At 67.4% G+C, this 24,427-nt stretch carries 23 protein-coding genes and 1 pseudogene; 7 read left to right on the top strand and 17 right to left on the bottom strand.

Annotated elements, in window-relative coordinates; translation table 11 throughout:
* Positions 1–132: 132 nt before the first annotated feature.
* From ACFYOY_RS32000 to ACFYOY_RS32010, 3 genes and pseudogenes are all read left to right on the top strand, one after another.
* On the top strand, positions 133–603 hold the full coding sequence (locus ACFYOY_RS32000) for a hypothetical protein (RefSeq protein WP_388590956.1): 471 nt from the start codon (positions 133–135) through the stop codon (positions 601–603).
* Positions 604–868: 265 nt separating this feature from the next.
* Positions 869–1,426, top strand: a complete 558-nt coding sequence (locus ACFYOY_RS32005; protein ID WP_388591009.1) for a hemerythrin domain-containing protein — start codon at positions 869–871, stop codon at positions 1,424–1,426.
* 70 nt (positions 1,427–1,496) lie between these two features.
* Positions 1,497–1,655: pseudogene (locus ACFYOY_RS32010) on the top strand (plasmid stabilization protein); the annotation flags it as partial.
* Between the two features lie 424 nt (positions 1,656–2,079).
* On the opposite strand, the gene ACFYOY_RS32015 reads toward ACFYOY_RS32010, so the two are convergent.
* The 5 genes from ACFYOY_RS32015 to ACFYOY_RS32035 all read right to left on the bottom strand — a co-directional run bounded on the left by ACFYOY_RS32015 (position 2,080) and on the right by ACFYOY_RS32035 (position 6,537).
* Positions 2,080–2,223 (bottom strand): hypothetical protein, encoded by a 144-nt coding sequence (locus tag ACFYOY_RS32015; RefSeq protein WP_388590958.1) that lies wholly within the window; start codon positions 2,221–2,223, stop codon positions 2,080–2,082.
* A gap of 529 nt (positions 2,224–2,752) precedes the next feature.
* The gene (locus ACFYOY_RS32020; RefSeq protein WP_388590960.1) at positions 2,753–3,223 is read right to left on the bottom strand and encodes a nuclear transport factor 2 family protein; all 471 of its coding nucleotides are present in this window, start codon (positions 3,221–3,223) and stop codon (positions 2,753–2,755) included.
* 306 nt (positions 3,224–3,529) lie between these two features.
* Positions 3,530–4,285 carry an SDR family NAD(P)-dependent oxidoreductase gene (locus ACFYOY_RS32025; protein WP_388590962.1) on the bottom strand — a complete coding sequence of 252 codons (756 nt, stop codon included), beginning with the start codon at positions 4,283–4,285 and terminating at the stop codon, positions 3,530–3,532.
* A 918-nt stretch (positions 4,286–5,203) separates the two neighbouring features.
* Positions 5,204–5,575, bottom strand: a complete 372-nt coding sequence (locus ACFYOY_RS32030; RefSeq protein WP_388590964.1) for a VOC family protein — start codon at positions 5,573–5,575, stop codon at positions 5,204–5,206.
* Between the two features lie 44 nt (positions 5,576–5,619).
* On the bottom strand, positions 5,620–6,537 hold the full coding sequence (locus ACFYOY_RS32035) for an alpha/beta fold hydrolase (protein WP_388590966.1): 918 nt from the start codon (positions 6,535–6,537) through the stop codon (positions 5,620–5,622).
* Positions 6,538–6,801: 264 nt separating this feature from the next.
* Between ACFYOY_RS32035 and ACFYOY_RS32040 the strand changes: the two genes are divergently transcribed.
* The 4 genes from ACFYOY_RS32040 to ACFYOY_RS32055 all read left to right on the top strand — a co-directional run bounded on the left by ACFYOY_RS32040 (position 6,802) and on the right by ACFYOY_RS32055 (position 12,350).
* The gene (locus ACFYOY_RS32040; RefSeq protein ID WP_388590968.1) at positions 6,802–7,911 is read left to right on the top strand and encodes an alkene reductase; all 1,110 of its coding nucleotides are present in this window, start codon (positions 6,802–6,804) and stop codon (positions 7,909–7,911) included.
* Between the two features lie 297 nt (positions 7,912–8,208).
* Positions 8,209–8,961, top strand: a complete 753-nt coding sequence (locus ACFYOY_RS32045) for a glucose 1-dehydrogenase (protein ID WP_388590970.1) — start codon at positions 8,209–8,211, stop codon at positions 8,959–8,961.
* A 647-nt stretch (positions 8,962–9,608) separates the two neighbouring features.
* On the top strand, positions 9,609–10,064 hold the full coding sequence (locus ACFYOY_RS32050; RefSeq protein WP_388590972.1) for an Rrf2 family transcriptional regulator: 456 nt from the start codon (positions 9,609–9,611) through the stop codon (positions 10,062–10,064).
* Positions 10,065–10,910: 846 nt separating this feature from the next.
* Complete coding sequence (locus ACFYOY_RS32055) at positions 10,911–12,350, top strand: MFS transporter (protein ID WP_388590974.1); 1,440 nt, start codon at positions 10,911–10,913, stop codon at positions 12,348–12,350.
* Between the two features lie 367 nt (positions 12,351–12,717).
* Here the strand turns inward: ACFYOY_RS32055 and ACFYOY_RS32060 are convergent, their stop codons facing one another.
* The 12 genes from ACFYOY_RS32060 to ACFYOY_RS32115 form a co-directional block, all read right to left on the bottom strand.
* Entirely contained in the window at positions 12,718–13,323 is a 606-nt protein-coding gene (locus tag ACFYOY_RS32060; protein WP_388590976.1) for a GyrI-like domain-containing protein, read from the bottom strand.
* Positions 13,324–13,934: 611 nt separating this feature from the next.
* On the bottom strand, positions 13,935–14,306 hold the full coding sequence (locus ACFYOY_RS32065; protein ID WP_388590978.1) for a hypothetical protein: 372 nt from the start codon (positions 14,304–14,306) through the stop codon (positions 13,935–13,937).
* Between the two features lie 186 nt (positions 14,307–14,492).
* Positions 14,493–15,608 carry a DNA alkylation repair protein gene (locus tag ACFYOY_RS32070; RefSeq protein WP_388590980.1) on the bottom strand — a complete coding sequence of 372 codons (1,116 nt, stop codon included), beginning with the start codon at positions 15,606–15,608 and terminating at the stop codon, positions 14,493–14,495.
* A 13-nt stretch (positions 15,609–15,621) separates the two neighbouring features.
* Positions 15,622–15,924, bottom strand: a complete 303-nt coding sequence (locus tag ACFYOY_RS32075; protein WP_388590982.1) for a hypothetical protein — start codon at positions 15,922–15,924, stop codon at positions 15,622–15,624.
* A gap of 40 nt (positions 15,925–15,964) precedes the next feature.
* Entirely contained in the window at positions 15,965–17,020 is a 1,056-nt protein-coding gene (locus ACFYOY_RS32080; protein ID WP_388590984.1) for an aldo/keto reductase, read from the bottom strand.
* A 170-nt stretch (positions 17,021–17,190) separates the two neighbouring features.
* Positions 17,191–18,630, bottom strand: a complete 1,440-nt coding sequence (gene gndA / locus ACFYOY_RS32085) for an NADP-dependent phosphogluconate dehydrogenase (RefSeq protein ID WP_388590986.1) — start codon at positions 18,628–18,630, stop codon at positions 17,191–17,193.
* A gap of 56 nt (positions 18,631–18,686) precedes the next feature.
* The gene (locus tag ACFYOY_RS32090) at positions 18,687–19,589 is read right to left on the bottom strand and encodes a helix-turn-helix transcriptional regulator (protein ID WP_388590988.1); all 903 of its coding nucleotides are present in this window, start codon (positions 19,587–19,589) and stop codon (positions 18,687–18,689) included.
* 75 nt (positions 19,590–19,664) lie between these two features.
* Positions 19,665–20,126, bottom strand: a complete 462-nt coding sequence (locus tag ACFYOY_RS32095) for a nuclear transport factor 2 family protein (RefSeq protein ID WP_388590990.1) — start codon at positions 20,124–20,126, stop codon at positions 19,665–19,667.
* A gap of 156 nt (positions 20,127–20,282) precedes the next feature.
* Positions 20,283–21,311 carry a saccharopine dehydrogenase family protein gene (locus tag ACFYOY_RS32100; RefSeq protein WP_388590992.1) on the bottom strand — a complete coding sequence of 343 codons (1,029 nt, stop codon included), beginning with the start codon at positions 21,309–21,311 and terminating at the stop codon, positions 20,283–20,285.
* A 195-nt stretch (positions 21,312–21,506) separates the two neighbouring features.
* On the bottom strand, positions 21,507–22,487 hold the full coding sequence (locus ACFYOY_RS32105; RefSeq protein WP_388590994.1) for a helix-turn-helix transcriptional regulator: 981 nt from the start codon (positions 22,485–22,487) through the stop codon (positions 21,507–21,509).
* A gap of 98 nt (positions 22,488–22,585) precedes the next feature.
* The gene (locus ACFYOY_RS32110; protein ID WP_388590996.1) at positions 22,586–23,428 is read right to left on the bottom strand and encodes a helix-turn-helix transcriptional regulator; all 843 of its coding nucleotides are present in this window, start codon (positions 23,426–23,428) and stop codon (positions 22,586–22,588) included.
* 68 nt (positions 23,429–23,496) lie between these two features.
* Positions 23,497–24,087, bottom strand: a complete 591-nt coding sequence (locus ACFYOY_RS32115; protein ID WP_224351758.1) for a TetR/AcrR family transcriptional regulator — start codon at positions 24,085–24,087, stop codon at positions 23,497–23,499.
* Positions 24,088–24,427: the final 340 nt, after the last annotated feature.

The raw sequence follows: 24,427 nt of genomic DNA on the forward strand, positions 1-24,427 counted from the left end.
GGAAGGCGACGCCCGGCTTCGGCTTCCTCAGCGTCGCGGACTCCTTCTTGGTGGGTTCCATGACAGGAGGGACCGCATCGGCCGGTCCGCCCTTGCGGACACGAGACCACCTACGGCAAAAAGGACGAGCCTATGCGTACCTGCACACCGCGCAAGAAATCCTCCGACGGAAACGACTCGCTCGCCGTGGCACACGGCACGTTCAACGTCGTGGGCGGCTTGTGGCCGCTTCTGCACCTGCGGAGCTTCGAGTGGGTTTTCGGGCCGAAGACGGAGCGGTGGCTGCAGCAGGCGGTCGGCGGCCTGCTGGTCTCCAACGGGGTATCCCAGCTCGTCGGGGCCACCTCGGCCGAGGGACGTACCGTGGCGCGGCGCGTCGGGCTCACGACAGCCCTGACACTGCTGGCCATCGACCTCGTCTACGTGCCCAAGGGGCGCATACGCCCTACCTACCTTCTCGACGCCGCGATGGAGGCGGGTTGGATCACCGCCTGGCTCCATACTCCCTGCCAGAGCCCGGCTGGCAAGGCCCGGACCGGCAGTGGGCGAACCGCGGCCCCGCGGCGCTGGCGACTGCGCGACCATACGGGAGCCCGCCGGTAGGCGGAAGGAAGCTGTGTGCGGCCGATACGTCTCCCCGGACCTGATGGCACCGGTCACAGAGCTGCACCACGCGTAACTGCTCGAGCGCCTGCACAGTGACCCCGTGGCCGCCGACTGACCACGAGGGTGGACACGCCTCAGCCGTCCTTGCCCATGGCCTTGCGGACGGTGTCGCGGGTCCGGTCGATCATGGCCGCCATCGGACCGAGGGCGACGTTCTTCGCCGCGGCACAAGCACCATAGGCAGAGAAGGGCTGTGATGGCAGTGGGGCACGGCGGAGACGTCATCAATGAACTGACCACCGACCACCGCGAGGTCGACGCACTTTTCGAAGAAATCCAGGCCGCCACTCCGGGAAATTCCGAGCGAAAGCGACTGCTGGACCAGCTCACCATCGAGCTGGTGCGGCATTCAGTCGCCGAGGAACAGTACCTCTACCCCGCCATCCGTCGTCGCTTGGCAGGAGGCGACGCGATCGCCGACAAGGAGATCGCCGATCATTCCCGGGTCGAGCAGTTGTTGAAGGACTTGGAGCAGCGCGGGGCGGACGCCGCTGACTTCGACGTGCTTGTCACCAAGCTGAAGACAGAGGTCACGAGCCACGTCAGTGATGAGGAGCAGAACCTCTTCGTCCAGCTGCGGCAGGCGTGCGATGCGGATGAGCTGCACGAGCTGGGAGAAAAGATCCGGCACGCGAAGAAGACCGCCCCCACCCGGCCGCACCCCAGCGCCCCGGACACCCCGCCGAGCGACAAGATCCTCGCACCCGGTACGGGCCTGGTGGACCGAGCCCGCGACTTCGTCACCGGACGCGGCAAATAACGGAGACGCTCGTCGCGTAACCGGCCGTTGAGCGCCGGAACCACGTCCATGTACGGGGCCATATGGAAAGCGGGACCGGAAGTCCGCGCCGCAGCGCGGCGGCGAGCGTTCCCACAGCGGCCCCAAGGGCCCGACCCGCGACCAGCTCTACAACGAGGCCAAGCAGCGTGGCATCGCGGGCCGCTCGCACATGACCAAGCAACGGCTGGCCAAGGCGCTCGGCCGCTGACCACCGGGCCGCCCCCAGCAGGGGCGGTGCCGCGGGCTCAAATCCCACCGCTCCCGCTCGTACGCCCCTCTGCCCTTGCGGAAACGCAGGACAGAGGGGCGTTTCGCGTGTGGACACGTCCCAGTACGTGAGCGTCAAGTCCTGAGGCTGCTTGCCCCGACATGCCCGTGTGAACAGCTCCACCTGGTCAGGAGCGAGGACCAGGGTGCGTCGTGACTTCTTCGTCTTGGGGCCCCGGTACCTGCCGCCCTCGGCTCGACGCTTCCACGCACGTTGTACGCGGAGGGTGGGCCGCTTGCCCGTAAACGTGAAGTCACGCGGCTCAGACGCGTGTGCGCGCAGGGATTCGCGCCTTGTTCGACCGACCCGAGACCGAACCCTTCACCCTTGACCCAGCCGGGCGGCCATGGCTGTCCGTGACCGTTCACCAGATCGCGGAAGCGTTCGCCGCCGCCGCGTCGTCAGAGCTCTCGCGCTCCCACTTACCGTCGCGGGTGCCGCCGACACGCCAGACGACCCCGTAGGAGACGGTGCCGGCCCTGCTCGTGTGAGTCTTGATGTGCGCCATGAGAAGCAGCGCAAAGGCGCCGTGTGAGGCAACCGTGAGGCGTCGGGGTTCGACCAGACGGCCAAACCCCGACGTATCTGGAGGTCAGGAGGATTTTCCCGAGGTGGGGCGGGTGGGACTCGAACCCATAAGCGTGACGCCTCTCACCTGCGACGATGCCAAAACAACGGACAAAGCGGCCCGTTCCCGTCCGGCTGGACCCCGCTCGATCCGGCTCGACCGAGGAGCGGTTAGGCGTTCGCCACACCGCCCTCTTACACGTACAACAACTGGCTCCGAGGAGCGTAGAAAGAATCCCCAGCCGTGTTCCTGACTCCTCCTCCGAGACGGGAAAGACTACCGGCCTCGACGGGCCCCCTGTCACGCTGCGTAGTGATCGAGTTCTATGCCGGCGCGGAGCGGCCCACTTTGCCGGCTGCGCCGGGCTCGACTGCATCGCTGTCCCTGGCGGAGAGTGGACCAGCAAGCTACCGCTGAGCCCGGAGTCAGCCCTCTCGCCACTGGAGCGGCCGCTCAATCCGGCAGGAGTTCAGGCGCCTGTGACCACGCTCGGCTCGCCCGTGGTCCACGAGGTGTGCAGCACACGGCGGTCGATGCGCCACCCGTTGTCGGTGCGGACGAATGAGTCCGTGTACGTGCCACCGGTGTGGTAGAAATCGGTGCCGCGGTGGTGATGGGCGATGATCTGTGTTCGCGTGCGTGCTCCCTCGTCGGTGGGCTCGACCCAGATCGCTCCCAGGAGGTGCTGGGTGGCATCGAGCCGCCTCATGAGGTCGCCGATGGCACCTGCGATCTCGTTCGCGCCCCGGGCCATCACGCCGGTGAAGTCCTCGCCGCCCGGGATGTAGCTCTCAAAGGTGTTTTCGAGCTCTGCGGTGTCGGTGAACGCGTCCGCAAGCTGACCGAAGTCACGGCTATCCAGCGCCTCCACATATCCAAGGATCACCGACCGGATCTCTGCTTCGTCGCGACCGTCGATCTGCTGGGTGTTCTGCGTCATTACCCTTTTCCTTTGCTTCTGTGGTGCATGAATTGGTCGTTGGTGGACGGGAGAAGGCAGGTCAGGGAGCAGCACGTCGCTGGCGTGCTGGGTGTCGATGTATTCGTCCACACAGGCGACGCGGTCATCGCGGTCGCCGCGCCGCGGTGGCCCTGTTGGAGCAGCGTCTCGGTGAGTGACCGCCCCAGGCCTGCTCAGGCGGCGGTGATGTGCCAGGTGTGGGGATCGCGCGTCATGTCCGTACCTTCTGGGCGGCCGGCTTGTGACGGCCCGTCCGGTCGCGTGGTCGGTGGTGGGGGTGTGCGGTCACATCTGTCCCAGGCCGCCGTCGACGAAGAGTTCGGCGCCCGTGGTGAAGGAGCTCTGGTCGGAAGCCAGGAACACCGCGGTGGCGGCCACTTCCTCGGGGCGGCCGATGCGGGCCAGGGGGATGCTGCTGCCCATCTGGTCCCTGACCTGCTGCCGGGACTCGTCGTCGTGCGCACCGGCCGCGACGTAGGTGGCAGGTGTATCGATGGGGCCGGGGCTCACAATGTTGACGCGGATACCGCGTTCAGTCAGTTCGTAGGCCCAGGAACGGCCCAGGCTGCGCAGGGCGGCCTTGGTCGCGCCGTACAGGCTCATCTGGGGAACGTTGCGGGAGGCGCTGACCGAACCGACGAGGATGATGGAGCCGCCGTTCGTCATCAGAGGCAGGGCCTTCTGCACGGTGAACAGCGCTCCGGCCACGTTGACGGAGAAATGCCGGTCGTAGTCTTTCTGAGTGATCTCGGTCAGAGGGATCACGCTGCCGCCGCCCGCATTGACGAAGACGATGTCCAGCCGGCCGTGACGTTGCCTGATCGCGCTGATTACCTGGTCGATGGTATGAGGGTCGGCGACGTCGCCCTGGACGCCGGCGGCCTGGGTGCCGAGGTTCTCGACGGCGGCATCAAGTTCCGGTCGCCGTCGGCCGGTGATGTAGACGAAGGCTCCCTCCTTGATGAAGCGCCGGGCGGTGGCCAGGCCGATACCTGCGGTGCCGCCGGTGATGAGAGCGACCTTGTCGGACAGCTGTCCCATGGTCAGTTCCTTCTGGTGTTGTGGCCGAGGCCCTGTGGTGTTCGTTGTTTCGGGTAGGAGATCGGAGCTGTCGGGCAGGCTCCGCCACCGGGCGAGTGAAGGTCGAACGGGCCCAGAAGCGTGGCGGCGAAGGTCGTGGCTGCCGCTACGCAGAAGGCCGGGCCCGGGCTGGAGGGGAAGGAGGCGGCGTTGTCACCTGCGGCATGGTCGCGACGGTGATCGCGAAGCCGAGGGAGCCTGCGACCTGCTGGGTGGTCTGGAGTAGGCCTGACATGGAGCCGGCGTCTTCCGCTTCCGGACCGGGCCTGATCACCACTGCGGTCGGGGTGAAAACCGTGGCCGCCCCGACGCTTTGGATGAGCAGCGCGGGCAGGACGGCCCGTGGCGTAGCTGTCGGCGGAGTCGAGGGCAGGGAAGCGAGGAACTCACCGTGACCAGGAGCGCCCCAGTGAGCGTGAGTGAATGCGAAGCCCGACGTCAGGTGCCCAAATGCAGCGCGCGTTGGCAGTACTGCACGACCACGAAGAGGATGGCCGATCAGGTGCCGCCGATGAGCGCCATGATGGCCGGCCTTCAGCCCAGCAGCAGTACTGCTGCGAGAACGAAGGACAGGATCGGCCAGGGGACTCAGTGGTATGGATGAAGCCGTAGAGGAGCGCGAGGGGTCCGCCGGTGGCGGCGGCATCCACGTGTTCTCGAACATCGCCACCGACCACCCCCGCAACAGCAAAGCCGGGGCCGACACCGGCTAACCCACCAGGTCACGCCCGGCCCGACCCGCACCAATTCCCTCGGTGGAACGGAGCCCTCTTCAACGCGGGACGACCGCTACTGTCCCGAACGAGCGCAAGCAGGAAAACGCGGCGTCATCGTCATTTCCGCTTCGGCCCTCGCTCGTACCGGTTACGCCGAGCGGCATCAGGCCGGGTTCTCGCAGAAGGCCTCCACGTTGTTGCCGTCCGGGTCCCGCACGAAGGCGGCGTAGTAGCTGTCGTGGTACTGCGGCCACACCTTCGGCTGGTACAGAACCGGCGCCCCCTGGGCCACGGCCGCGGCGTAGAAGGCGTCGACCGCGTCACGGCCGGGCGCCGCGAAGCCGAGGTGCGTCTCGCGTGAGGGCGATGCCGGTCCGACCACCGGACCGATCCAGAACTCGGGGCGCCCGGGCCCGTAGCCGATACGCTGCTGGTGCTCGATACGACGGCTGGCGCCCAGAGGCGCGAGCACGGCGTCGTAGAACGCCGCGCTCTTCTCGGGATCGGCGACCTGGATCTCCACGTGGTCCAGCACGTTTTCCTCCTCATGGGGGTGGTGCGGAGTGGGGACGGAAACGATCAGTCCTGGTAGTCGAAGAAGGTCTTGATCTCCTCGAGTACCCGCCCGGGTGCCTCGTGCAGGAGCCAGTGCCCCACTCCCTCGACAGGGCTGCCTGTCGCCTGCGGAGCGGCGTCCTTGAGCGCAGTGTGGAACGCATCGAAGAGCTGCGCCTGGGCGATGATGTGGACGGGCATGTCCAGGGGCTTGCGCATGAGGCGGCGGTTGTCGGCCTCGTCCTGCGGCCATGCCTGGTAGTAGCGCGACCCGTTGTGCAGCACGCCCGGCCGGCCGTAGACGCGCGCGTACTCTTCGAGGCTCTTCTCCGGGGCCGGTGCTCCGAGCAGTTGATAGAAGTACGAGAGGAAGAGGCGCTCCTGTCCGGCTACGAGCTGCTCGAAGAGCGGTTCCTGCTGGAAGAAGGAGAAGTGGAACGACAGCGGCTTGAGCTGGTCGAAGGTGAGTGAACCGCCGACGAGGCCAAAGTCCATGATCATCAAGCCGTCGAACTGTTCGGGCCACTGAGCCGCAAGGGCATAAGCGACGGCGCTGCCGAAGTCGTGCGCGACCAACTGCACCCCCTCCTGGTGGCCGAGCTGGAGGAGCAGGCGGTGCACGTAGCGGGCGAGCGTGGCCTTGTCGTGCGAGGGCAGCTCGCCGGTGGTGTCCCCAAGTCCCGGCAGGTCCACGGCGATGACCGTGTGGCCCGGCAGCAGGTCGGGCATGATCGCCCGATATTCGTACCAGCTCTCCGAGAAGCCATGGAGCAGCACGATGGTGCGGGGGCCGTCGCCTCCGACGACGTAGTGCATCTGAAGGCCGTCGATGGTCGTGAAGCGGTGCTCGAAGTGCTGAGCGAACTCCGGGTCATCACGGGTGGCGGCGTCGTAGCCCTCGCTCAACGGGGCTTCTGAAAGGGAGTGGAGGTGTGCGGACATGAGGGTGCTCCTGAAAGTTGACAGGGGGTGCCGGTCGGCGCGTTAATGTAACTAACCTTGATACAGCTTACACAGTGTCGCGCCGCCCGGAACGGCCGTCCTGCGGAGCAAGGAAAAGCGGGCCCGTGTGGGCTCATCGCCGTTGGTCCAAGAGGGACGGAGCCCCCCGGCGAGTGGTGACGGGACGGAACGAGTGCTCCCGCACCACACCTCAGGAGTCGGCCCCACCCGTGCGTTCACCCATCCCAGAACGGAGTCACATCAATGACGTCGGCATCGACATCCGCGAAACCGTCTCTCTTCACGCCCGATTCACTCGGAGACATCAAGCTCGCCAACCGTGTCGCGATGGCCCCGCTGACTCGGATGCGGTCGGGCTCCTCCGGCATACCCGGTGACCTGATGGTCGAGCACTACCGACAGCGAGCGAGCCTCGGACTGATCGTCACCGAGGGCGTCTACCCCAGCCGCGAGTCGCAGGCCTTCGTGGGGCAGCCGGGCATTGTCACTGACGAGCAGGCGGCCGGCTGGCGGCGGGTGGCCGAGGCCGTACATGCCCAAGGCGGCCGCATCGTGATGCAGGTCGTGCACGCCGGTCGCGTCACCCACCCCGATGTCAACGGAGGGCGGCACATCCTGGCTCCCAGCGCGATCGCGATCAACGGCGAGGGACACACGGAGAAGGGCAAACAGCCCTACCCAGTGCCGCAGGCACTGACCGCCCCGGAAGCCCGAGCAGCACTTGAGGACTTCGTCACGTCCTCCCGTCGGGCGATCGAGGCCGGTTTGGACGGCGTAGAGGTCCACGCCGCCAACGGATACCTGCTGCACGAGTTCCTCTCCCCAGCGTCGAACCACCGCACCGACGAGTACGGCGGCACACCGACGAACCGGGCCCGCTTCGTCGTCGAGGTGGTCACGGCGGTGGCGAAGGCCATCGGCGCCGGGCGGGTCGGGTTGCGAATTTCGCCCGAACGCAACATCAAGGACGCCCTGGAGACCGACAGGGACGACGTCCTGGCCACCTACGGCCACCTGCTCGACCGCCTGCGCCCGCTAGGCCTGGCCTACCTTTCCCTCCTGCACAAGGAGCTGGGAGGAGACCTGGCTCAGCAGTTGCGCCGGCGCTTCGGGGGCAAGTTGATGGCCAACAGCGGGTCCGCCTCGATCACCACGCGCGAGGAAGCGGTGGAGCTGATCGAGGCCGCTCACGCCGATGTCGTAGCCGTGGGCCGAGCGGCCATCGCCAACCCCGACCTGGTGGAGCGCTGGCAGGGCGAGCACCTGGAAAACGTGCCGCGCCCGGCACTCTTCTACACATCCGGCCCCGAGGGTTATACCGACTACCCGTTCCTCCAAGGCGGACAGAACTAGGGACACGGGCGGGCCCGAGCCTGCCGTCGTTCGGCGCGGCCCGCTCGCTTTGCGGTCTGTCCCCGGGCCGCCACAAGGCCGCGTCGCGGCACCACGGCGTGGCAGTGCGGCGAGGTGGGGGCGGCGGCGGCACACCGCTGATGCGGGTCGCCACCGACACTCACAGCAAAGTGTAATCAAAGCTGTTATATTTTATTTGAGCGGCTGGTGCAGCACCTCCGGCGTCCTTCACTGGAGGTGGCGGGCTCCCCGCAGCCTGCAGGGCCAGCCTCAGAGCAATTCTCCAAGGAGTGGGCAATGGGACAGCTTGACGGAAAGATCGCCCTGGTCACGGGCGGCACCACTGGTATCGGCCTGGGCGCGGCCCAGCGTTTCGCACGGGAAGGCGCCACCGTCTACATCACGGGGCGCCGCAAGTCCGAGCTCGATGCCGCTGTGGCAGCGATCGGCGCGGACGCCGTGGGCGTGCGGAGCGACGTGTCCAGGCTCGATGATCTCGACGCCCTGTACGCGACCATCAGGGAGCGCAGCGGACGGCTCGATGTGCTGTTCGCGAACGCAGGAGTGGGCGGTGTCACAGAGTTCGCAGACGTGACAGAGGAGGAGTACGAGCGAACGTTCGACATCAACGTCAAGGGCATGTTCTTCACTGTGCAGAAGGCGCTCCCGCTCCTTCCCGAGGGTGCCTCTGTCATCCTCACCTCCTCGACCAATGCCTCCCAGGGCATTCCGGCGATGAGCGTCTACAGCGCCACCAAGGCGGCTGCGCGCAACTTCGCCCGGTCTTGGGCAGCCGAGCTGGCGGGACGCAAGATTCGCGTCAACTCGATCAGCCCCGGCCCCGTCGAGACCCCCGGTCTCCTGCGCTTCGCGGGCGACGACGCCGATGCGCAGCGCGAACTCAAGGAAAACTTCGCCAGCTCCATCCCCATGGGGCGGGTAGGGCACGTGGACGAAGTGGCCTCCGCCGCCGTCTTCCTCGCTTCCGACCAGAGCTCGTTCACCACGGGTGCCGAACTCTTCGTCGATGGCGGCCTCGCCCAGGTCTAGGAAGCAGACGGCCTGCAGGACGTTTCACCGCGGACTGGGCAGCAGCGAAACCGGGCTTCCGGCCGTACAGAACCCTGCCGGAAGTGCGCACGGTGGTATGCATGGGCGCGCCCCAGCTGCCCGCCTCCGTAGGCACGCACGGTCGCGCTGCCCAGGCGCGGTGACCATGCAATACCGGTGCAACGTCGGTCGTTGCGCATTCCTGCGCTGGCGGAGCGGGGAGCTCCCTTACGGAAAAGGGGTCAGGGGCGTGCGGCGTGCGCGCGAAAGGTCGCATGAGTCCGGCCGTGCACATCCTGACCTGGCTGGCGCGCGACCGGCGCGGCACCGACAAAGGGGACACAACGCCCCAGCGCATCGCCGTTTCCCTCAGCGATCCCCCGGCCAGGAGCTTGACCGGTGATCCCTGTCGGGCGTGGGCGATATCCGCACAGTAGGGACGAACGGCGCAACCCAGCTCCGCGAGCAACATCGGCACGTGCCTTGCTGCGGATGCCCTGAGGCACGATCGCGGACGCCCGAGCGGCATGCACCCGGCTGGAACACGCGGCGCCCGGTTTTTCTGTAACTGTTACAGTTTTTAGTATCGCTGGCAGCGTGCGCGAGCGCCAGTCAGTACCGGCATCGACCGAGGGAGGCGAGCCCGCGTGAGCGCGAACAGCCGTATGAGCCTGGCCGTCCACATACTGACCTGGCTGGCGTACGACCGGCGCGGCACCGACAAAGAGGTCGCGACGTCCCAGCGCATCGCGACCAGCGTCAACACCAACGCCGTCGTCATCCGGCGCTGCCTCGGGCAGCTCAAGGATGCCGGACTGGTAGAGGTCACCCACGGACGCAACGGCGGCTGGAACCTCGCCCGTCCGGCGGAGAAGATTTCCCTTCTCAACGTCTACCAGGCACTCCCCGAGGAGCCGATCTTCGGAATGCACGCCTCGGATCCCAATGCGGAGTGCTACGTGGGTTTCGGCATCCAGCACGCCCTGGGTCAGGTGTATCAAGAGGCGACTGAGGCTCTCTGCCGGTCGCTGTCGGCCACCACCGTGGCGGACGTCCTGCGCGACACGCTGGCGTTCCACTCCGTATCAGCCGGGGCCCGCTGACCGTTCACGCGGTCACGCCACTCGGCCGCGGCCACTGTGGCCGTCTGCCCGGCGTACGACGCTTCCTCCTGGCGTACCGGTAGGACGACTTTGCTTGCCTCGCGATCACCCCTGGCTCGCGAGACACCAAGGTGTCGGCCGCACGACCGCCGTCGCGCTGGACGCCTGATAGTCATACGGCCATCCACGTGAAGTTCCCTACCGGTCACGAAGGAACTCCCGTCGGTGGCGAGAAAGAGAGCCGCCGAGGCATCTCTGCCAGCTTCCCCGTACGGCCGAGGGGGTCGTGGCCCAGGCGTTCCCGGTGCGCTCAGCCTCCCCCGGGATCTCGCCCTGGGATTCCCGGAAGCCCCCGGTCTCGATAGGGCCGGGGCTGAGGCCATTTACCCGGGCGCCTCGGCCACCCAACCCCTGTGCCCAGGAGCTGCCGAACGGTGCACGGCGGACTTGGATGCTGCGTACAGGCTCATACCAGGGCTGCCACCGTCAGCGCTCACCGAGCGATGGCACGCCCGATAACCGTCCCCCAGCCGGTGACGAGTGTTATCCGGTCATCCAGTTCTTCATGTTCACCCCTCTTCGTATCGGTCCTGCCACACGGGCGGGTGACACCACGAGGAGAAGCCCTTCATACGTCGCGGACGACGCAGAGCCTCTCGCGGTCGAAGCTCGGTCCGCCGTCGACAATTGCTAAAGTGTATCCATTCTAGTTACACTAACGGCATCGCTTCGACTACACGGCCGTGCCGAGCGAGAAGCAACTCCTCGTCCCTCGTGCAGGTGCCAGCTGCTCGCCCGTGCGGCCTCCCTCCGCCTTTTCATCAACCCATCCCCCTATGAGGTGGCATGTCCGTCCACACCGGCAGCGATGCCGATACATCCCCGGCCCCGACGGAACACCGCAGGGTGCCCACCGTGGCCGTGCCACGCTTCGTCGCCCTGGCCACGGTCGCCATCCTGGCCACGCAGCTCATGCTGCAACTCGACGCGCAGGTGGTGACGGTCGCACTCCCCCAGCTGCAACAGGATCTCGGTTTCTCCCCCGCCGGTCTGTCATGGGTGCCCAACGCCTACGCGCTGGCCTTCGGCGGACTCATGCTGCTCGGCGGTAGGCTCGGCGACGTTCTGGGCCGGGTCCGGGTCTTCACCATCGGGACAGTGCTGTTCGCTCTCGCGTCACTGGCCGCCGGCCTCGCCCCCGACGCGACGATCATGGTCGTCGCCCGGGTGGCGCAGGGAGTCGGAGCGGCCATCGCGGCACCGAGCATCCTGTCCCTGATCACCGCCATCGCCCGAGACGAGCATGCCCGCAGCCGGAACATGGCCCTGTTCACCGCCGCCTCCGCAGTGGGCTCGTCCTTCGGCCTGATCGTCGGTGGCGCGCTGACCGCCTTCTTCTCCTGGCGGTGGGGGCTGTTGATCAATTTGTTCATCGGGGCCGTCGTCGTTCTCGTCGTCCAATGGCTCGTCAAGGAGGACCGGCCGACCGGAGGCCGGGTGGACGTGGCGGGAGCGATCACCGCGACCCTCGGGTCGCTGGCCCTCGTCTACGGTTTCGTGCACGCCGCAGAGACAGGCTGGGCCACTGCGGGAACGGTGGTCACCTTCGTCCTCGCTCTCGTCCTGCTCACCACGTTCGTCGCCGTCGAGCGGCGCGTCAGGCTCCCGCTGCTCGACCTCTCCCTGGTTCGTCATCGCAAGCGCGCGACGGCCCTGGGCGCCATGGGACTCACCGTGGGGGTCCACTTCTCCCTGCTGTTCACGCTGGTGCAGTTCTACCAACGGGAGCTGGGCATGAGCGCCTTGGTCGCCGGCCTCGCCTTCCTGCCCCTGACAGGCACCATCCTGATCGTCACGCAGTTCGTGCCCGCATTCGTACGGCGGTTCGGAGCCGGTCGGTTGCTCGTCCTCGGCACGGCCCTGGTCACCATCAGCTTCATCTGGTTCGCCGCCCTGGACGACTCCAGCACCTACGTCGGCGGAGTCGTGGCCCCCCTGGTGCTCCACAGCCTCGGTGTCGCCCTCGTGTTCACCCCCGGGACGATGCTGATCATGGAGGGGGTGCCTGCCCGGCACAGCGGGTCGATGTCCGGGTTCCTGCAGATGGTTCAGCAGGTGGGCGGCTCCCTCGGCATCGCCGTCATCGTCGCGGTCCACACGAGCGGCGGCGAGCCCGGCGCCTTCGTCCCCGGCCTGGCGGGTGCCTTCTGGACAGCGGCCGGCCTAGGTACCGCCGCTGTGCTCGTTGCCCTCTTCGGTCTCAGCGCCCGACGCTCTCGAAGCTAGCCCGCCGGCTGACAGCGGATGTGCAGCACCCAGGTCGGCCCACTTCTTCGACAGAGTGCCGCCCAGTGTGTGGGGGCAGCGGCGAACGCCACCAGCTGCTTCCGCACACTGGGTAAGCCACTGGTTTCGGAGGACGGCACTGCTGGGCCTTCCCGAGACCGCCAACCAGGGCAACGGCCCCGGCTACCGGCAGCCCGGGGCCCCGCCCAGGCGTGGGCCCCGGGCGGTTACGACCTGAGGCGCCTCTGTCCGGCGACAAGAGTGCCGTCCGGCAAGGTCACCGAACGGTCAGAGGCGGGCAGGGGTTGGGGCGACGACGCACGACTACTGCGGGCTTCGAACCGCCGTCATTGGTGAGGCCCGCAGGTCAGGCGACAGGGTCACGCAAGATGGTCCGCAACGCGTCCTGCGGCGTCTGTGCGGTGAAGGGATCGATGTGAATCTCTCGATGCGGGCCGGAACGCCGAAGGCCCCTCTCACGGGCGAACGCGCCAAGTCGAGCAAGAGTTTCGAACTCGTCCTTGAAAGGCCCGTGATGCATCACCTGCACCACAAGGCTCTCGGGCAAAGTAAACAACTCCACTTCGCCCCCCGGGTCGTCGGCGCTGCCCGCCGCGTCACGGCGGGCAGCCACAACTGCGTTATGGGTGATTGAGTCGGCGACGCGGGTGGTGATGCGGTACTCAAGGAGATCGATGCTGTTGCCGGTGTAAAAGTCTTCGATCTCGACAGATTCGGCCTGCTTCGGATACCAGTAGAGAATCTCGATGACACATGCATCCGATGGAGAAATCCTCAACGCGCCGGGGAGGGCCGCCTCCACGGCGGTAACGAAGGCCATCTTGCGATAGAAAGTCTCGGTCCCCGGACGGCCCGAGCCACCCACCGAGAGGAATGTGCCCTTTGGTGCGCGCACAAGCTCCGGTGTGTCCGCTGCGGCAAGGTGGGAGGTGATGGCTCCGGACTCAGGCATGAAGAGCTCCTTAAGGGGCGCTTCCAACGAGGAATTTCTCCATGCTGTCAGAGTCCTGGAGGATCAGCATCTTGACGAACACCGCCCCCACTCAATGAGTCTTTCGCTCCGACCGCCAAGACACGACGTCCGGGCCCCGCTCGCAACTGTCTGGGCCGACCGGTGCCAGGGCGTCGGTGATCGTACGGGCGTCGCCCTCATAGTGAAGGCCTTCAAGAAGCCATCTCAATCTATGTCTGCGTGTCTGCGGTAGCAGACGAGAGCGCAGGCAATGTTCGTGAAGGCGGGACAAAGGGCTCTGGGGCAAGCGCATCGGCGTGCGTATCGCCCAGCGAACGGTCAGAACGAGTCGTCCACGCGGTGCGGATTCCCACGTGGAGCCGGCCCCAGACACCGACTCTTGATCAGATCAGGAACCTGCGGCGGGCCGTCGACTTCGTTACCTCGAAGCACGGCGACAACACCTGCCGCTGTCACTACGCACAGGCATGGTCATTCTTCGCGGGACTCGCCGGCAAATCCCCCTCGCCGGCGCCACCCCGCCAGAAGGTCCGCGCTCAAGCCGTTGACCTGGGCATACACCGAGACCCGGCTGGACTACCATCTGCGTGTCAGCTCTTGGGCATGCCCTCCAGGGTCCGTTGCAGGCCGTCGCCGATGCGATCCATGGTGGCCTCGTAGGCTTCCGGCATATCGACGTCGAGTCGATCAGCGAGCACGAAGACCCACCACAGACACTCAGCCAGCTTGTGCCGCAGTTCGGCGTCCACGTCACCGTCGATGCCCCAGGTGCGCTCGGCGGCCAGCACCAGGCGCCCGACGTAGGCTGCGTCGTTCGTGAAGCCGAGCGCGAGTTCCGGCAGTGTCCAGGTCCGGCCCAAAACGCGCTGCTCGATCTGCTCGTACTGGGCTCGGACCTGCAGCGCCCTGTCCTCAACCTCGATGAGGCCGGCCTTCTCGTCGTGTGTCGGCGTCTCGTTCATTGAGGGTCCCTCCGGGGAAATCGATGTTGCTGACGACGCTAGAGGCAGATGCGGACGAATTTGGTCCTGGTCTGTCGGTGTGGTGATGCGGTCTGTCGGCAGACGGGTGACACACGATGCGAGGTGAATGGCCGGTGATCGCCTACAAGGGCCCGGAGACCGCCCCGCTTCCCTCCGTGCCGCCCGTCACGGTGTGTCCGTGGGGGCCAGCTCGAATTCGGCCCGGTCGGACTCGACTCCGTTGATCTGGAGGGAGATTGCGTGCCGCCCCGGGTAGTAGCGGCGTGTCGTGATCGGCCGGAACGAGTGCTCCCGCATCACCTCCATCTGTTCGCCCGGTGCGAGGGTTCGGGTGGCGAGTTTGAAGGTCTTACCGGTCAGGGTTCCGTTGGCCTTGCGGTGATGCACGATGTAGTCGGTCGTCAGCCGCGCCGCAGAAGCACCTACGTTGCGGATTGAGGCGGTGAGCTGGACACTCTCGCCAAGAGGGACGACGTCCCGGTCCAGTCGGGGCCCGACCACGTCCAGGACCGCGGGAGCGAAACCGAGCAGTTCCAGTGCACCAAGGTGGCCGCGCTTGATGAGCGTGCGCAGCCCGTGCCGCACCAGGCGCTCCGTGGTGGCGTCAGGACTGTCCAGCCAGCGGCGCGCCGTGTCGACGACGACCTCGGGATGGTCGCGGCTGAGGTCGTTGAGGTGGTTGGCGACCGAGCGGCGTACGTATTCGCTCTCGTCCCGGTAGAGGGTGTCCAGGATGGGGACCGTCGCTCCGGGACGGGTCAGGATCTGCGGCACCCGTACCGCCCAGGGGAGGTAGGGACGGGTGCCTTCGGAGGCGAGCCTGCGCACGTCGGGGTCTGCCGATCGGGTCCAGTCGCTCACGATGGTGTTGAGCGCCCGGTCGAGGTCGTGTCGCAGCAGTGTTCTGATCGCGAACTCGGAGGAGAGCCGCCCGGTGAGCTCGGCGAGAAGCGCCATCGCGTCGTCGAAGGCGGCGGTCTCGTCTTCCTGGACGGCGCGGGTGGCGAGCGCGCCGGTGACCGGCCAGATCAGCCATCCGGTGAACTGCGGTGCCTTGTCGCGGGCTGTTCGTACGGTCCGGGCGAGTGTGGCGTAATCGCCCGGTAGGTCTGTCAGCAGTGCGTCGCGCAGCAGGTCGGCGCGCTGTCTGAGGGGCAGCGGGCCGATCTGCCGTGCTGCCGCGTGCAGTGCCGTGAGGGTGGCGTCCGGAGCGGCGGCCCGAATGGCGTGCGTGAGATTCTGCACGGTGTGGCGGCTGATGAGTTCGTCGGCGAACGGCATGCTGGTCTCTCCGTCATGTGACGTGGTGCAGTGCAGTGGTGAGCTGCCAGTCCACGCCGTCGTGGTCGATCGTGGCATGGACGGGAGAGTCCGCCATCTCGCCGGTGATTCCGGCGGCGCCGGCGCGGGCGTGCGGCAGGCTGTCGTAGGCGACGATGTCGATGATGCGTCCGTCGTCGGTCTCGACGATGCGTCGCCACAGGAAGCCGGGCTGTCGCTTCAGGTAGGCGTCGATGTCCGCGTTCGCTTGGACGAAGTCGTCGGCGGTGAGGCCCGGTGCTGGGCGCAAAATGGTGATCTCGAGTATCTCGACCATGGCGTGTTCCGTTCTCGTCACGCAGTGCTGTTGAGGGAGGTCAGCGAACGAACGCCTTGGCGGACAGGCCGTTGACCGTGGTGTCACCCTGCTGGAAGCCGACCATGGACTCGATCATGCTGTGCGGGTAGTCGAGGGTGGGTGCCGTGAGGCTGTCCAGTTCGGTGATCTGCGTGTCGGTGAGCGTGATGTCGAGCGAGGCGAGATTGGCGGCCAGCTGCTCTTGGGTCCGGGCGCCGACCAGGGTGGACGTCACCTCGGAGCGCTGCCGGACCCAGGCGAGCGCCACCGCCGCCACTGTCGTACCGAGGCTGTCGGCGATCTCCCGCAGGGCGTCGAGGAGGACGTAGGTCGGTTCGCTCAGGTAGGAGGCGGCATACGCAGTGCGCCCGGACCCGGCCACCTCGGTGGTGGTGCGCGAGTACTTGCCGGACAGGACGCCGCTGGCCAGCGGGCTCCACGGTGTGATGCCGAGGCCGAAGCGGCGGGCGGCTCCGAAGGTCTCGCCCTCGACGCTACGGGCGAGCAGGGAGTACTCGACCTGGAGTGCCGCGACGGGCTCCCACTCCCGCAGCCGGGCGGTGGTAGCAGCCTCGGCGACCCACCAGACGGGCACGTTGGACAGGCCGATGGCATTGATCTTGCCCGCGCGTACCAGATCGGTGAGGGTGGAAAGGGTCTCCTCGACGGGAGTGTGCCGGTCCCACTGGTGCATCCAGTAGAGGTCGATGTAGTCGGTACTCAACCGCCGCAGAGATGCGTCCAGTTGGGCGCGGATCGCCTTGCGGCCGGCACCGCCGGAGTTGGGGTCGTCGGCCGCCATGCTGCCGCCGAACTTCGTCGCCAGGACGACGCGGTCACGGCGGCCGGGACGCTGGGCGAAGTAGCGGCCCAGGGTCTCTTCGGAGGCGCCGCCGTTGTACATGTTCGCGGTGTCCACGAAGTTGCCACCGGCGTCGAGGTAGTGGTCCAGCAGCCCGAACGAGGTTTCGGGGCCGGAGCCCCAGCTGCCGTCGTCGAAGTTCATCGCGCCGAAGGCGAGAGGGCTCACGCGGAGCCCCGAGCGGCCAAGGGTGCGGTACGAGGTGAGTGACATGGTGTTTCCTTCTGGGTTCTCGGAATCTCGGAACTGCGGATGCGGACGATGGTCCGCGGTGGGGCGTGGACTCCACACTCGCCGACAGGGCCCCGAAGAGGGAGGTTGTGCGAGGGTGGGTGTGCCACACCCAGGCAGACCGTCGGTGACTGTGGACGTGACAGTCCGGATCAGGCGTCTGTTTCAGGGCGGTCGGGGTGCGCCCAGTGCGTGTGGAAGGCGCCCTGCCGGTCGACACGCCGGTAGGTGTGAGCGCCGAAATAGTCCCGCTGGCCCTGCAGCAGCGCGGCGGGCAGCCGGTCGGCCCGCAGGGTGTCGTAGTACGACAGTGCCGCGGCGAACGCGGGAGCGGGGACACCACGTCGGGCAGCGGTGGCGACGACCTCGCGCCAGGGAACCTGGGCTGCGGTGATCTCCTCGGCGAACGCGGGCTCGGCCAGCAGGCTGACGAGGTCGGGGGCGGCCTTGTGCGCCGTGCGGATACGGTCGAGGAAGGCGGCGCGGATGATGCAGCCGCCTCGCCAGATGCCGGCCACTGCTCCGAAGTCGATGTCCCAGCCGTATGTGAGCGCGGCGTCCTGGATCATGGTGAAGCCCTGGTCGTACGCGATGACCTTGGAGGCGTACAGCGCCTGCTCGACCTGTGACGTGAAGCGTTCTGCCTCGGAGCGACTCTTCGGTATGTGCATGCCGCCGGTCAACGGACGGTATGCGGTACGCAGGGCGGACTGTCCGGACGCCGCGCGTGCGAAGGTCGCCTGCGCGATGGTCGTGACAGGGGAGGCGAGGTCGAGGGCGGTCTGTACGGTCCAGCGGCCTGTGCCTTTCTGTCCGGCGGCATCGGCGACCACGTCGACGAAGGGCCTGCCGGTGTCGGCATCCGTGTGGGAGAGCACCTCGGCGGTGATCTCGATCAGATAGGAGTTCAGTCGCCCCTTGTTCCAGGTGCGGAAAATCTCGGCGATCTCGGCCGGACTGTACTGGGCCACTTGGCGAAGCAGGTCGTAGGCTTCGGCGATGAGCTGCATGTCGGCGTACTCGATGCCGTTGTGGACCATCTTCACGAAATGACCGGCGTCGTCGGACCCGATATGCGTGCTGCAGGCCTCCCCGTGGACATGAGCACTGATGCTCTCGAACATGGGGCCTAGGACGGCGTAGGCTTCCTTCGAACCGCCCACCATGATGGACGGCCCGTCGAGGGCGCCCTCCTCACCGCCGGAGACACCTGCTCCGACGAAGTGGATACCGCGTGCCCGCAGAGCCGTCTCACGACGCCGGGTGTCGGCGAAGTGGGCGTTCCCACCATCGATGATCATGTCCCCGGACTCCAGCAGCGGGGCGAACTCGTCGATGACCGCGTCCGTGGCGGCGCCCGCCTGCACCATGATCATGAGGCGGCGGGGGCGCTGTAGGGCATCGACGAAATCCCGGGCGGTTTCGGCCGGTACGAAGGTGCCCTCGTGACCGAACTCTTCCATGAGGGCTCTGGTACGCGACGTGGTCCGGTTGTGGACGGCGACCGTGTAGCCGTGTCGGGCGAAGTTGCGGGCCAGATTTCGGCCCATCACCGCGAGTCCGGTGACTCCGATGTGCGCACGTGTGTTCAAGGTGATCTTTTTCTCTGCCACCTGTACGGGGGAAGACGAGTAGGTGGTCGTGGTTGTCATGGCTGCTGTCCGCCCATGGCCGCGAGGTAGGTGAAGGCCTCGGCGCTGCGACTTCCCGGGGCGGGAGCTCCGACCAGCAGGTGCTGTCCCGGGACGGCCGCCACGCCATGGACGCGGTACGAGAGCTCGATGTGCCCGGCTGCTGGGTGGACCACCCTTCTGTACGCGTGGTCCAGGCCGATTGCCGCACCGTCCTCCCAGCGCCTTGCGAAGTCGGCCGACCCGGCGGACAGGCCGGTGACGAGGTCCACGATGTCGGTGTCCTGGGGCAGCCGGACGGCATTGAGGCGCAGCGTGTGCAGCGAGCTGGCGGCGGCCACAGGCCATTCGGTGAAGTAGGTCCGCGCCCCGGGGTGCGTGAAGAGGATCCGGAGCAGGTTCTGATCGGTGCCGGCCGCGTCGGCGCCGGCGAAGGGGGACAACAGTGCCTGGGCGTGCGCGTTGGCCGCCAGGATGTCGAAGCTGGGACTCAGTACGTAGGCCGCTGCCTGGTGAGAAGCGTCGAGGATGTGCAGTAGTTCCGGGTGCACCTGTCCGCGTGCGGTGTCGGGACGCAGGTTCGGGTTGAGTCCGGCGAGACGGAACAGGTGGCTTCGCGCGTCGGGGGGCAGACGAAGGGCCTGGGCGAGGGATTCGGCGATCGGGGGCGAAGGGTGTCGCTCCCGGCCTTGCTCCAGTCGGCTGTAGTAGTCGGCGCTGACGTGTGCCAGGACCGCCACCTCCTGCCGGCGCAGTCCATCCACCCGGCGGCGACGACCACCGGTGCCCAGGCCGACGTCCGCGGGAGCCAGCCGGGACCTGCGGGCCCGAAGGAACTCTCCCAGGGAGTTCTCCTGTGGCTCCGCGGTGTTCCTGCGGGTTCGTGCCGAGCCCACGGGCACCACGGAAGGCACGTGCATGCGCATCCACACTTCTTTCCGGCTCGGCGCACCGGAAGTCGGCGTGCCCGACGTGAGCCGGCCCTTCGGTGCGCTTCAGGCGTCCTGCGGGGTCTTGAGGTGGTAGCGGGTGTCGCCGGTGAAGTCGATGGTGACCTCCCGCCGGGCGAAGGACCACGTCCCCTCACGCCGCTCGAAGCGGTCGCGGTAGCGCCCGCCCGCCACCATCTGCAGCGGCAGGAGGCCGGGCACTGCCTGGAGGATGTTGTAGTACGACCGCGCTTCGGCGCTGTCGTCGTCCTCGTTCACCTCGATGAAAATGTTCGTCGTGATGTGACGGGTACGCAGCGTCCCGTCGTCGTGCACGACCAGCATCGAGCTGATCAGGTCCTCTATGGCCTTCCCACCGCGGAGGCTCACCTCGCCCGACACGAACTCCGCGTTCTCGAAGAGTGCGCCGAATTCCGCGAAGTCGCCCTCGTCGACGAGGTGCGAGTAGCGGGCGATGAGGTTCTCAATCTGTCGGGCGCTGGAGATCGAGGATGTGGAAGCAGACATGGCAGTGGCCTTTCGACAGGGGGATTCGCTCGCCCCGGCGGGCGAACACCCTCAGTCTGTTCGCGCGGCGACCGGCCAGGAAGGACCTGTCCTCCTGGGTGCCACACACCCATGTTCCACTCGGATCCGCAGGTGGCCGGATCACCTGCGGTGTCCCTACAGGTCCTTGATCTGCGAGTCACCGACGGCGAGGGCCAGTTCGGGGCCATAGGCGGAGGAAGGCGACTGGAAGCCGGGCGTGAAGGAGCCGTTCAGTACACGGCGGCCGATCTCCACGGAGGAGAGCTGGGTGAACCGGTAGCCGGTCGGTGTGTCGATCAGGGCCCGGGTCACGCTGCCGTCCCGGCCAGTGACCTCGGCTACGACCTTGCTGCGTCCCACCTGCCGCTCCTGGGCGGTAGGGCCGTCGGGCAGCGTCGAGAGGTCCAGGTCGATGGGGAGCGGCTGGCCAACCTGCACGTACACCTCGATCGAGGGGACGCCCGTGGCGTAGTGACTGGTGATCAGGTCGCCCATGGACACGGATACGCACTCTTCGAGCCCGTCGTCACCGAAGTCGAACGAGGCTGCCTTGGGCTCCGGCAGCGCGACGATGTCCCCGTCCTTGCGGACCAGCACGCCCAGGTCACCGATGCCCTCGGTGGCGCTGACGATCGACCCTCGGGAGAAGAGGTTCAGGCCCTCCGACTCCTCGGGGGCCGCGCTGAGGAGCTTGAGCGCCAGGCGCAGACTGATGGGCTCGGTGACGCGTGCCGCGACGTGGGCGGCCACGCAGTCGCTGGGCACGACGTCCCAGCCGGCGCCGGACATGACCATCACGCCGGCGGCCTCGGCCTCGGCGTGCCGGGAGCGCGCGGCGGCGAACACGTCGTATTCGGCGGTGGTGTCGAGGTAGTGCACACCCTTGTCGATGCAGGCGTCCATCAGCGGGGCCGCGGTGCGGTGGAAGGGGCCGGCGACGTTCAGGACCACGGTGATGCCATCGAGCGCGTCGCGCAGGAGTGCGGGGTCGTCGACCGTGAAAGCGCGGCTTGCAACGCCCAGTTCCTCACCGAGTGCCTTGACGCGCTCCTGGTTGCGGCCGGCCGCGACGACGTCGAGGCCCGACTCCTTGGCGTGCTCGGCGACAAGCTTCCCGGTGTAACCGGTGGCTCCGTAGACCAGCAGGCGGGGGGTGGCTGACATGATGCGCTCCCATGAACAGGTAAGAAGTGGGACTGCGGGAAAGGCCGGTCCCGAGCGGTGACGCGCTCGGCGCTGTGGGCCTTGCATCCAGGCTAGGAGCAGATCCGGACACCTACGGTCCTGGTCTTTCACCGGTCGCTGCTTGGGACCCCCTGATCGTCACCACTACTCTCCTCGTCACCGCCACTCCGATCGTCACTTCTGCTCGTCGGCTTCCTGCCGACCCGCGCCATTGCCGCGGTACAGGACGTCGAGCCGGGCGAGGAGTGCCTCGCGAACGGAGTCGGGTGACAGCACCTCCAGCGGCGTGCGCAGGCTGAGGAGGTAACCGGCGAGCTGGTCGGGGTCGGACCCGCCGATGCTGATGACCGTCGCGTCCGGCCCGTCTGGTTCATGGGTGGCGACGATGGGTGCCACCAGGCGCCGGGCGTCGTCGTAGGACAGCGAGAGCCGGACCCGGGCGAAGAAGGGATATCCGGTGCGGGTGATGGTGTCGGAGACCAGCTGCGCGGCGTCCGGGGCGTCCAGCACCTCGACCACTTCCCCGGTGGATTCGACCTCCACGACCCGGTCCGCACGGAACGTCCGCCAGGCCGATCGTCCGACGTCGCGGGCCACGAAATACCAGTGGGCGCCGGTGTACACGAGGCGGTGCGGGTCGACGCACCGGACCGTGGTGGTGCCGTGCATGTCGCGGTAGGTGAGCGTGGTGCGCTCGGACGCCCGGCAGACGGAGGCCAGGAGCAACAGCACGTCGGCGGACGCCCGGGGGGTCTCGCAGCGCGGAGTGTGTTCGACGGTGGCGTCGAGGCCCGCCAGCCGCCTCGCCATCCGGGTGGGGAGGATCTGCCGCAGCTTCAGCAGTGCCGACAGCGCTGCCGGGTCGGCGCCGAGTGCTGCACCGTGTGCGGCTTCCCTGAGCGCCACGGCCACGGCGAAGACCTCGTCGTCGTCCAGGTTCAGCGGCGGCATGCGGTTGCCCGCACCGAAGCGGTAGCCGCCGCCCGGCCCCGGCACGGACTCCACCCCGTAGCCGAGCTCACGCAGCTTGTCGACGTCCCGGCGCACCGTGCGTTCGGTGACGTCCAGTTGCCGTGCGAGTTCCGCGTTGGACCAGGTGGGTCTACTCGACAGCAAGGACACCAACCGAAGCAGCCGAGCGGAGGTGGTGATCATGGAACGAACCTATCCGGGAGCCGCGAGCGGGGCGGTCCCGCGTGGATCGGAGGCGGCGTAGAGCTCCCTCGCCCCCACGTAGCAGCCTCGGCGGGGCATCACACGATGGTCGTCGCGCCGCGCTCGGCCGGCGCCACGAGGGACGTGACCGCCGCGGCGCTCGCACTGCCGGGCTCGGGAACACCGACCAGAAGCTGCTGTCCTGGAGCGTCGTGGACGTCGAAGGTCTGGTACGTCAGCTCGATACGGCCGACGCCAGGCAGCACGAAGACCTTGTACGCGCGGGTCATGCTCTCGACCTCGTTCTCCTGCCACAGCCCCCGGAAGTCCGGTGATTCCTGCGACATCTCGTCCACGAGATCGCTGATGTCGGGGTCGTCGGGGAACCGGCCCGCGTGCAGCCGCAGCGCGTGCACCGTGGCGCGCGCCACGACGGGCCACTCGACGAAGACCTCTCGTGCACGGGGGTGCTGGAACAGCACCCGGACCATGTTCGAGGTGCCGTCGAAGGGTGCGAGGAGCGCGGTGGCGATGGCGTTCTTCGCGAGTACGTCGAAGGCGGGGCTCAGCACGTAGGCAGCGGCCGCGGGAAAGGCGTCCAGCAGGTGCAGCAGGGAGGAGTGGACCAGATCGCGGTCCGCGGCCGAGGTGAGTGCGGGGTGAAGGCCCGCCAGCCGGAAGAGATGGGTTCGCGCGTCCGGTGTCAGGTGCATCGCCCGGCCCACCGCGTCGACCACCTGCGGTGACGGGTGGCGCTCGCGCCCTTGTTCCAGGCGCGCGTAGTAGTCGACGCTCACGCCGGCGAGCACAGCCACCTCTTCCCGCCGCAGACCCTTGACTCGCCGGCTGCCACCACCTGCGAGCAGACCCACGTCGGACGGTTCGGTGCGGGCACGGTTCGCGCGCAGGAAGGCGCCGAGTTCGTTCTGTGGCTGCTGCATTTTCCGACCTGTCAGTTGGGGTGAACGGGAGAGCGAGGTAGGAACCGGCCGGGCGGACACGGCCCTCCCTACCGGGCTTTCCGCCCGTCCTCAAGAACGGCGGAGACAGTCCGCATCAAGTGCTCACGCACCGATTGCGGATCATCCAGGTCTCCCCCAGCCATCGCACCGTCCCGCAGAAGAATGAGCACCGCGGTGGTGTGCTCGCTGTCGGTGCAACCCGCAGCGGTCGCGAGGTTCAGGACCGTCTGCCGGAACCAGGTCCGGTGGGCCTGGACCGCCCGCCGGACAGGATGCCCGGGGTCCGGGTACTCAGCGGCGGCGTTGATGAACGGGCAGCCACGGAAGCCCGGCCCGCAGATCTCCGCCCCGATGCCCGCCATCATCATGAGCAGCAGGGCCTCGGGGTCGGTACTCGTCCGGAACGCCTCCGTCACCACCGACCTGATCTGCTGGTCGCGTTGCTCGACATGGGCGAGCACGAGGTCTTCCTTGCTGGGGAAATGGCGGTAGAAGGTGACCCGGGTGACCTGAGCCTCGGCGATGATCCGGTCCACGCCGACATGGCGGATGCCGTCGGCGTAGAAAATGGCGGAGGCCGTCTCCAGGAGCCGGGCTCGGGCCGGAGACGCTGTCGCGGAGGCTTGGGGCGGGGTCATTGCACCACTCTACCGGAACGACCGTTCTCGACAGAACGGCGAGACGACCGCACTCTCGATCCCTCGGGTACAGATAACTCACTACTGGCCAACTCCTTAGCCACCGCCGCTTCCAGCGATTCAGTCGTCGATTGACGATCACGAAAGCAAGCAGTACGGTCAGCGAAGTAGATAGAACGTTCCATCTACCTATGGAGCCCTCCGGGTCTCCTCATGCCACCAGCAGAGAAGGCACGCGGGTGCGCCCCCCGTTATCTTCTTCGCGGTCCTGCAAGAGGACCGCTGGCCTCCGGGCCCGGCATGACTGTTCCCCCCTGTCGCAGGGATGACCTGGGGGGTG

This window comes from Streptomyces sp. NPDC007875 (assembly GCF_042868035.1).
In the GTDB taxonomy this organism is placed as follows: Bacteria; Actinomycetota; Actinomycetes; order Streptomycetales; family Streptomycetaceae; genus Streptomyces; species Streptomyces antimycoticus.

Coding starts and splice junctions, on each gene's coding strand:
- ACFYOY_RS32045 (WP_388590970.1), top strand. CDS start 8,209: ATGGGACAGCTTGACGGAAAGATCGCCCTGGTCACGGGCGGCACCACT.
- ACFYOY_RS32095 (WP_388590990.1), bottom strand. CDS start 20,126: ATGTCTGCTTCCACATCCTCGATCTCCAGCGCCCGACAGATTGAGAAC.
- ACFYOY_RS32065 (WP_388590978.1), bottom strand. CDS start 14,306: ATGAACGAGACGCCGACACACGACGAGAAGGCCGGCCTCATCGAGGTT.
- ACFYOY_RS32015 (WP_388590958.1), bottom strand. CDS start 2,223: ATGGCGCACATCAAGACTCACACGAGCAGGGCCGGCACCGTCTCCTAC.
- ACFYOY_RS32075 (WP_388590982.1), bottom strand. CDS start 15,924: ATGGTCGAGATACTCGAGATCACCATTTTGCGCCCAGCACCGGGCCTC.
- ACFYOY_RS32080 (WP_388590984.1), bottom strand. CDS start 17,020: ATGTCACTCACCTCGTACCGCACCCTTGGCCGCTCGGGGCTCCGCGTG.
- ACFYOY_RS32055 (WP_388590974.1), top strand. CDS start 10,911: ATGTCCGTCCACACCGGCAGCGATGCCGATACATCCCCGGCCCCGACG.
- ACFYOY_RS32060 (WP_388590976.1), bottom strand. CDS start 13,323: ATGCCTGAGTCCGGAGCCATCACCTCCCACCTTGCCGCAGCGGACACA.
- ACFYOY_RS32040 (WP_388590968.1), top strand. CDS start 6,802: ATGACGTCGGCATCGACATCCGCGAAACCGTCTCTCTTCACGCCCGAT.
- ACFYOY_RS32020 (WP_388590960.1), bottom strand. CDS start 3,223: ATGACGCAGAACACCCAGCAGATCGACGGTCGCGACGAAGCAGAGATC.
- ACFYOY_RS32070 (WP_388590980.1), bottom strand. CDS start 15,608: ATGCCGTTCGCCGACGAACTCATCAGCCGCCACACCGTGCAGAATCTC.
- ACFYOY_RS32035 (WP_388590966.1), bottom strand. CDS start 6,537: ATGTCCGCACACCTCCACTCCCTTTCAGAAGCCCCGTTGAGCGAGGGC.
- ACFYOY_RS32100 (WP_388590992.1), bottom strand. CDS start 21,311: ATGTCAGCCACCCCCCGCCTGCTGGTCTACGGAGCCACCGGTTACACC.
- ACFYOY_RS32025 (WP_388590962.1), bottom strand. CDS start 4,285: ATGGGACAGCTGTCCGACAAGGTCGCTCTCATCACCGGCGGCACCGCA.
- ACFYOY_RS32090 (WP_388590988.1), bottom strand. CDS start 19,589: ATGCACGTGCCTTCCGTGGTGCCCGTGGGCTCGGCACGAACCCGCAGG.
- ACFYOY_RS32110 (WP_388590996.1), bottom strand. CDS start 23,428: ATGCAGCAGCCACAGAACGAACTCGGCGCCTTCCTGCGCGCGAACCGT.
- ACFYOY_RS32105 (WP_388590994.1), bottom strand. CDS start 22,487: ATGATCACCACCTCCGCTCGGCTGCTTCGGTTGGTGTCCTTGCTGTCG.
- ACFYOY_RS32000 (WP_388590956.1), top strand. CDS start 133: ATGCGTACCTGCACACCGCGCAAGAAATCCTCCGACGGAAACGACTCG.
- ACFYOY_RS32115 (WP_224351758.1), bottom strand. CDS start 24,087: ATGACCCCGCCCCAAGCCTCCGCGACAGCGTCTCCGGCCCGAGCCCGG.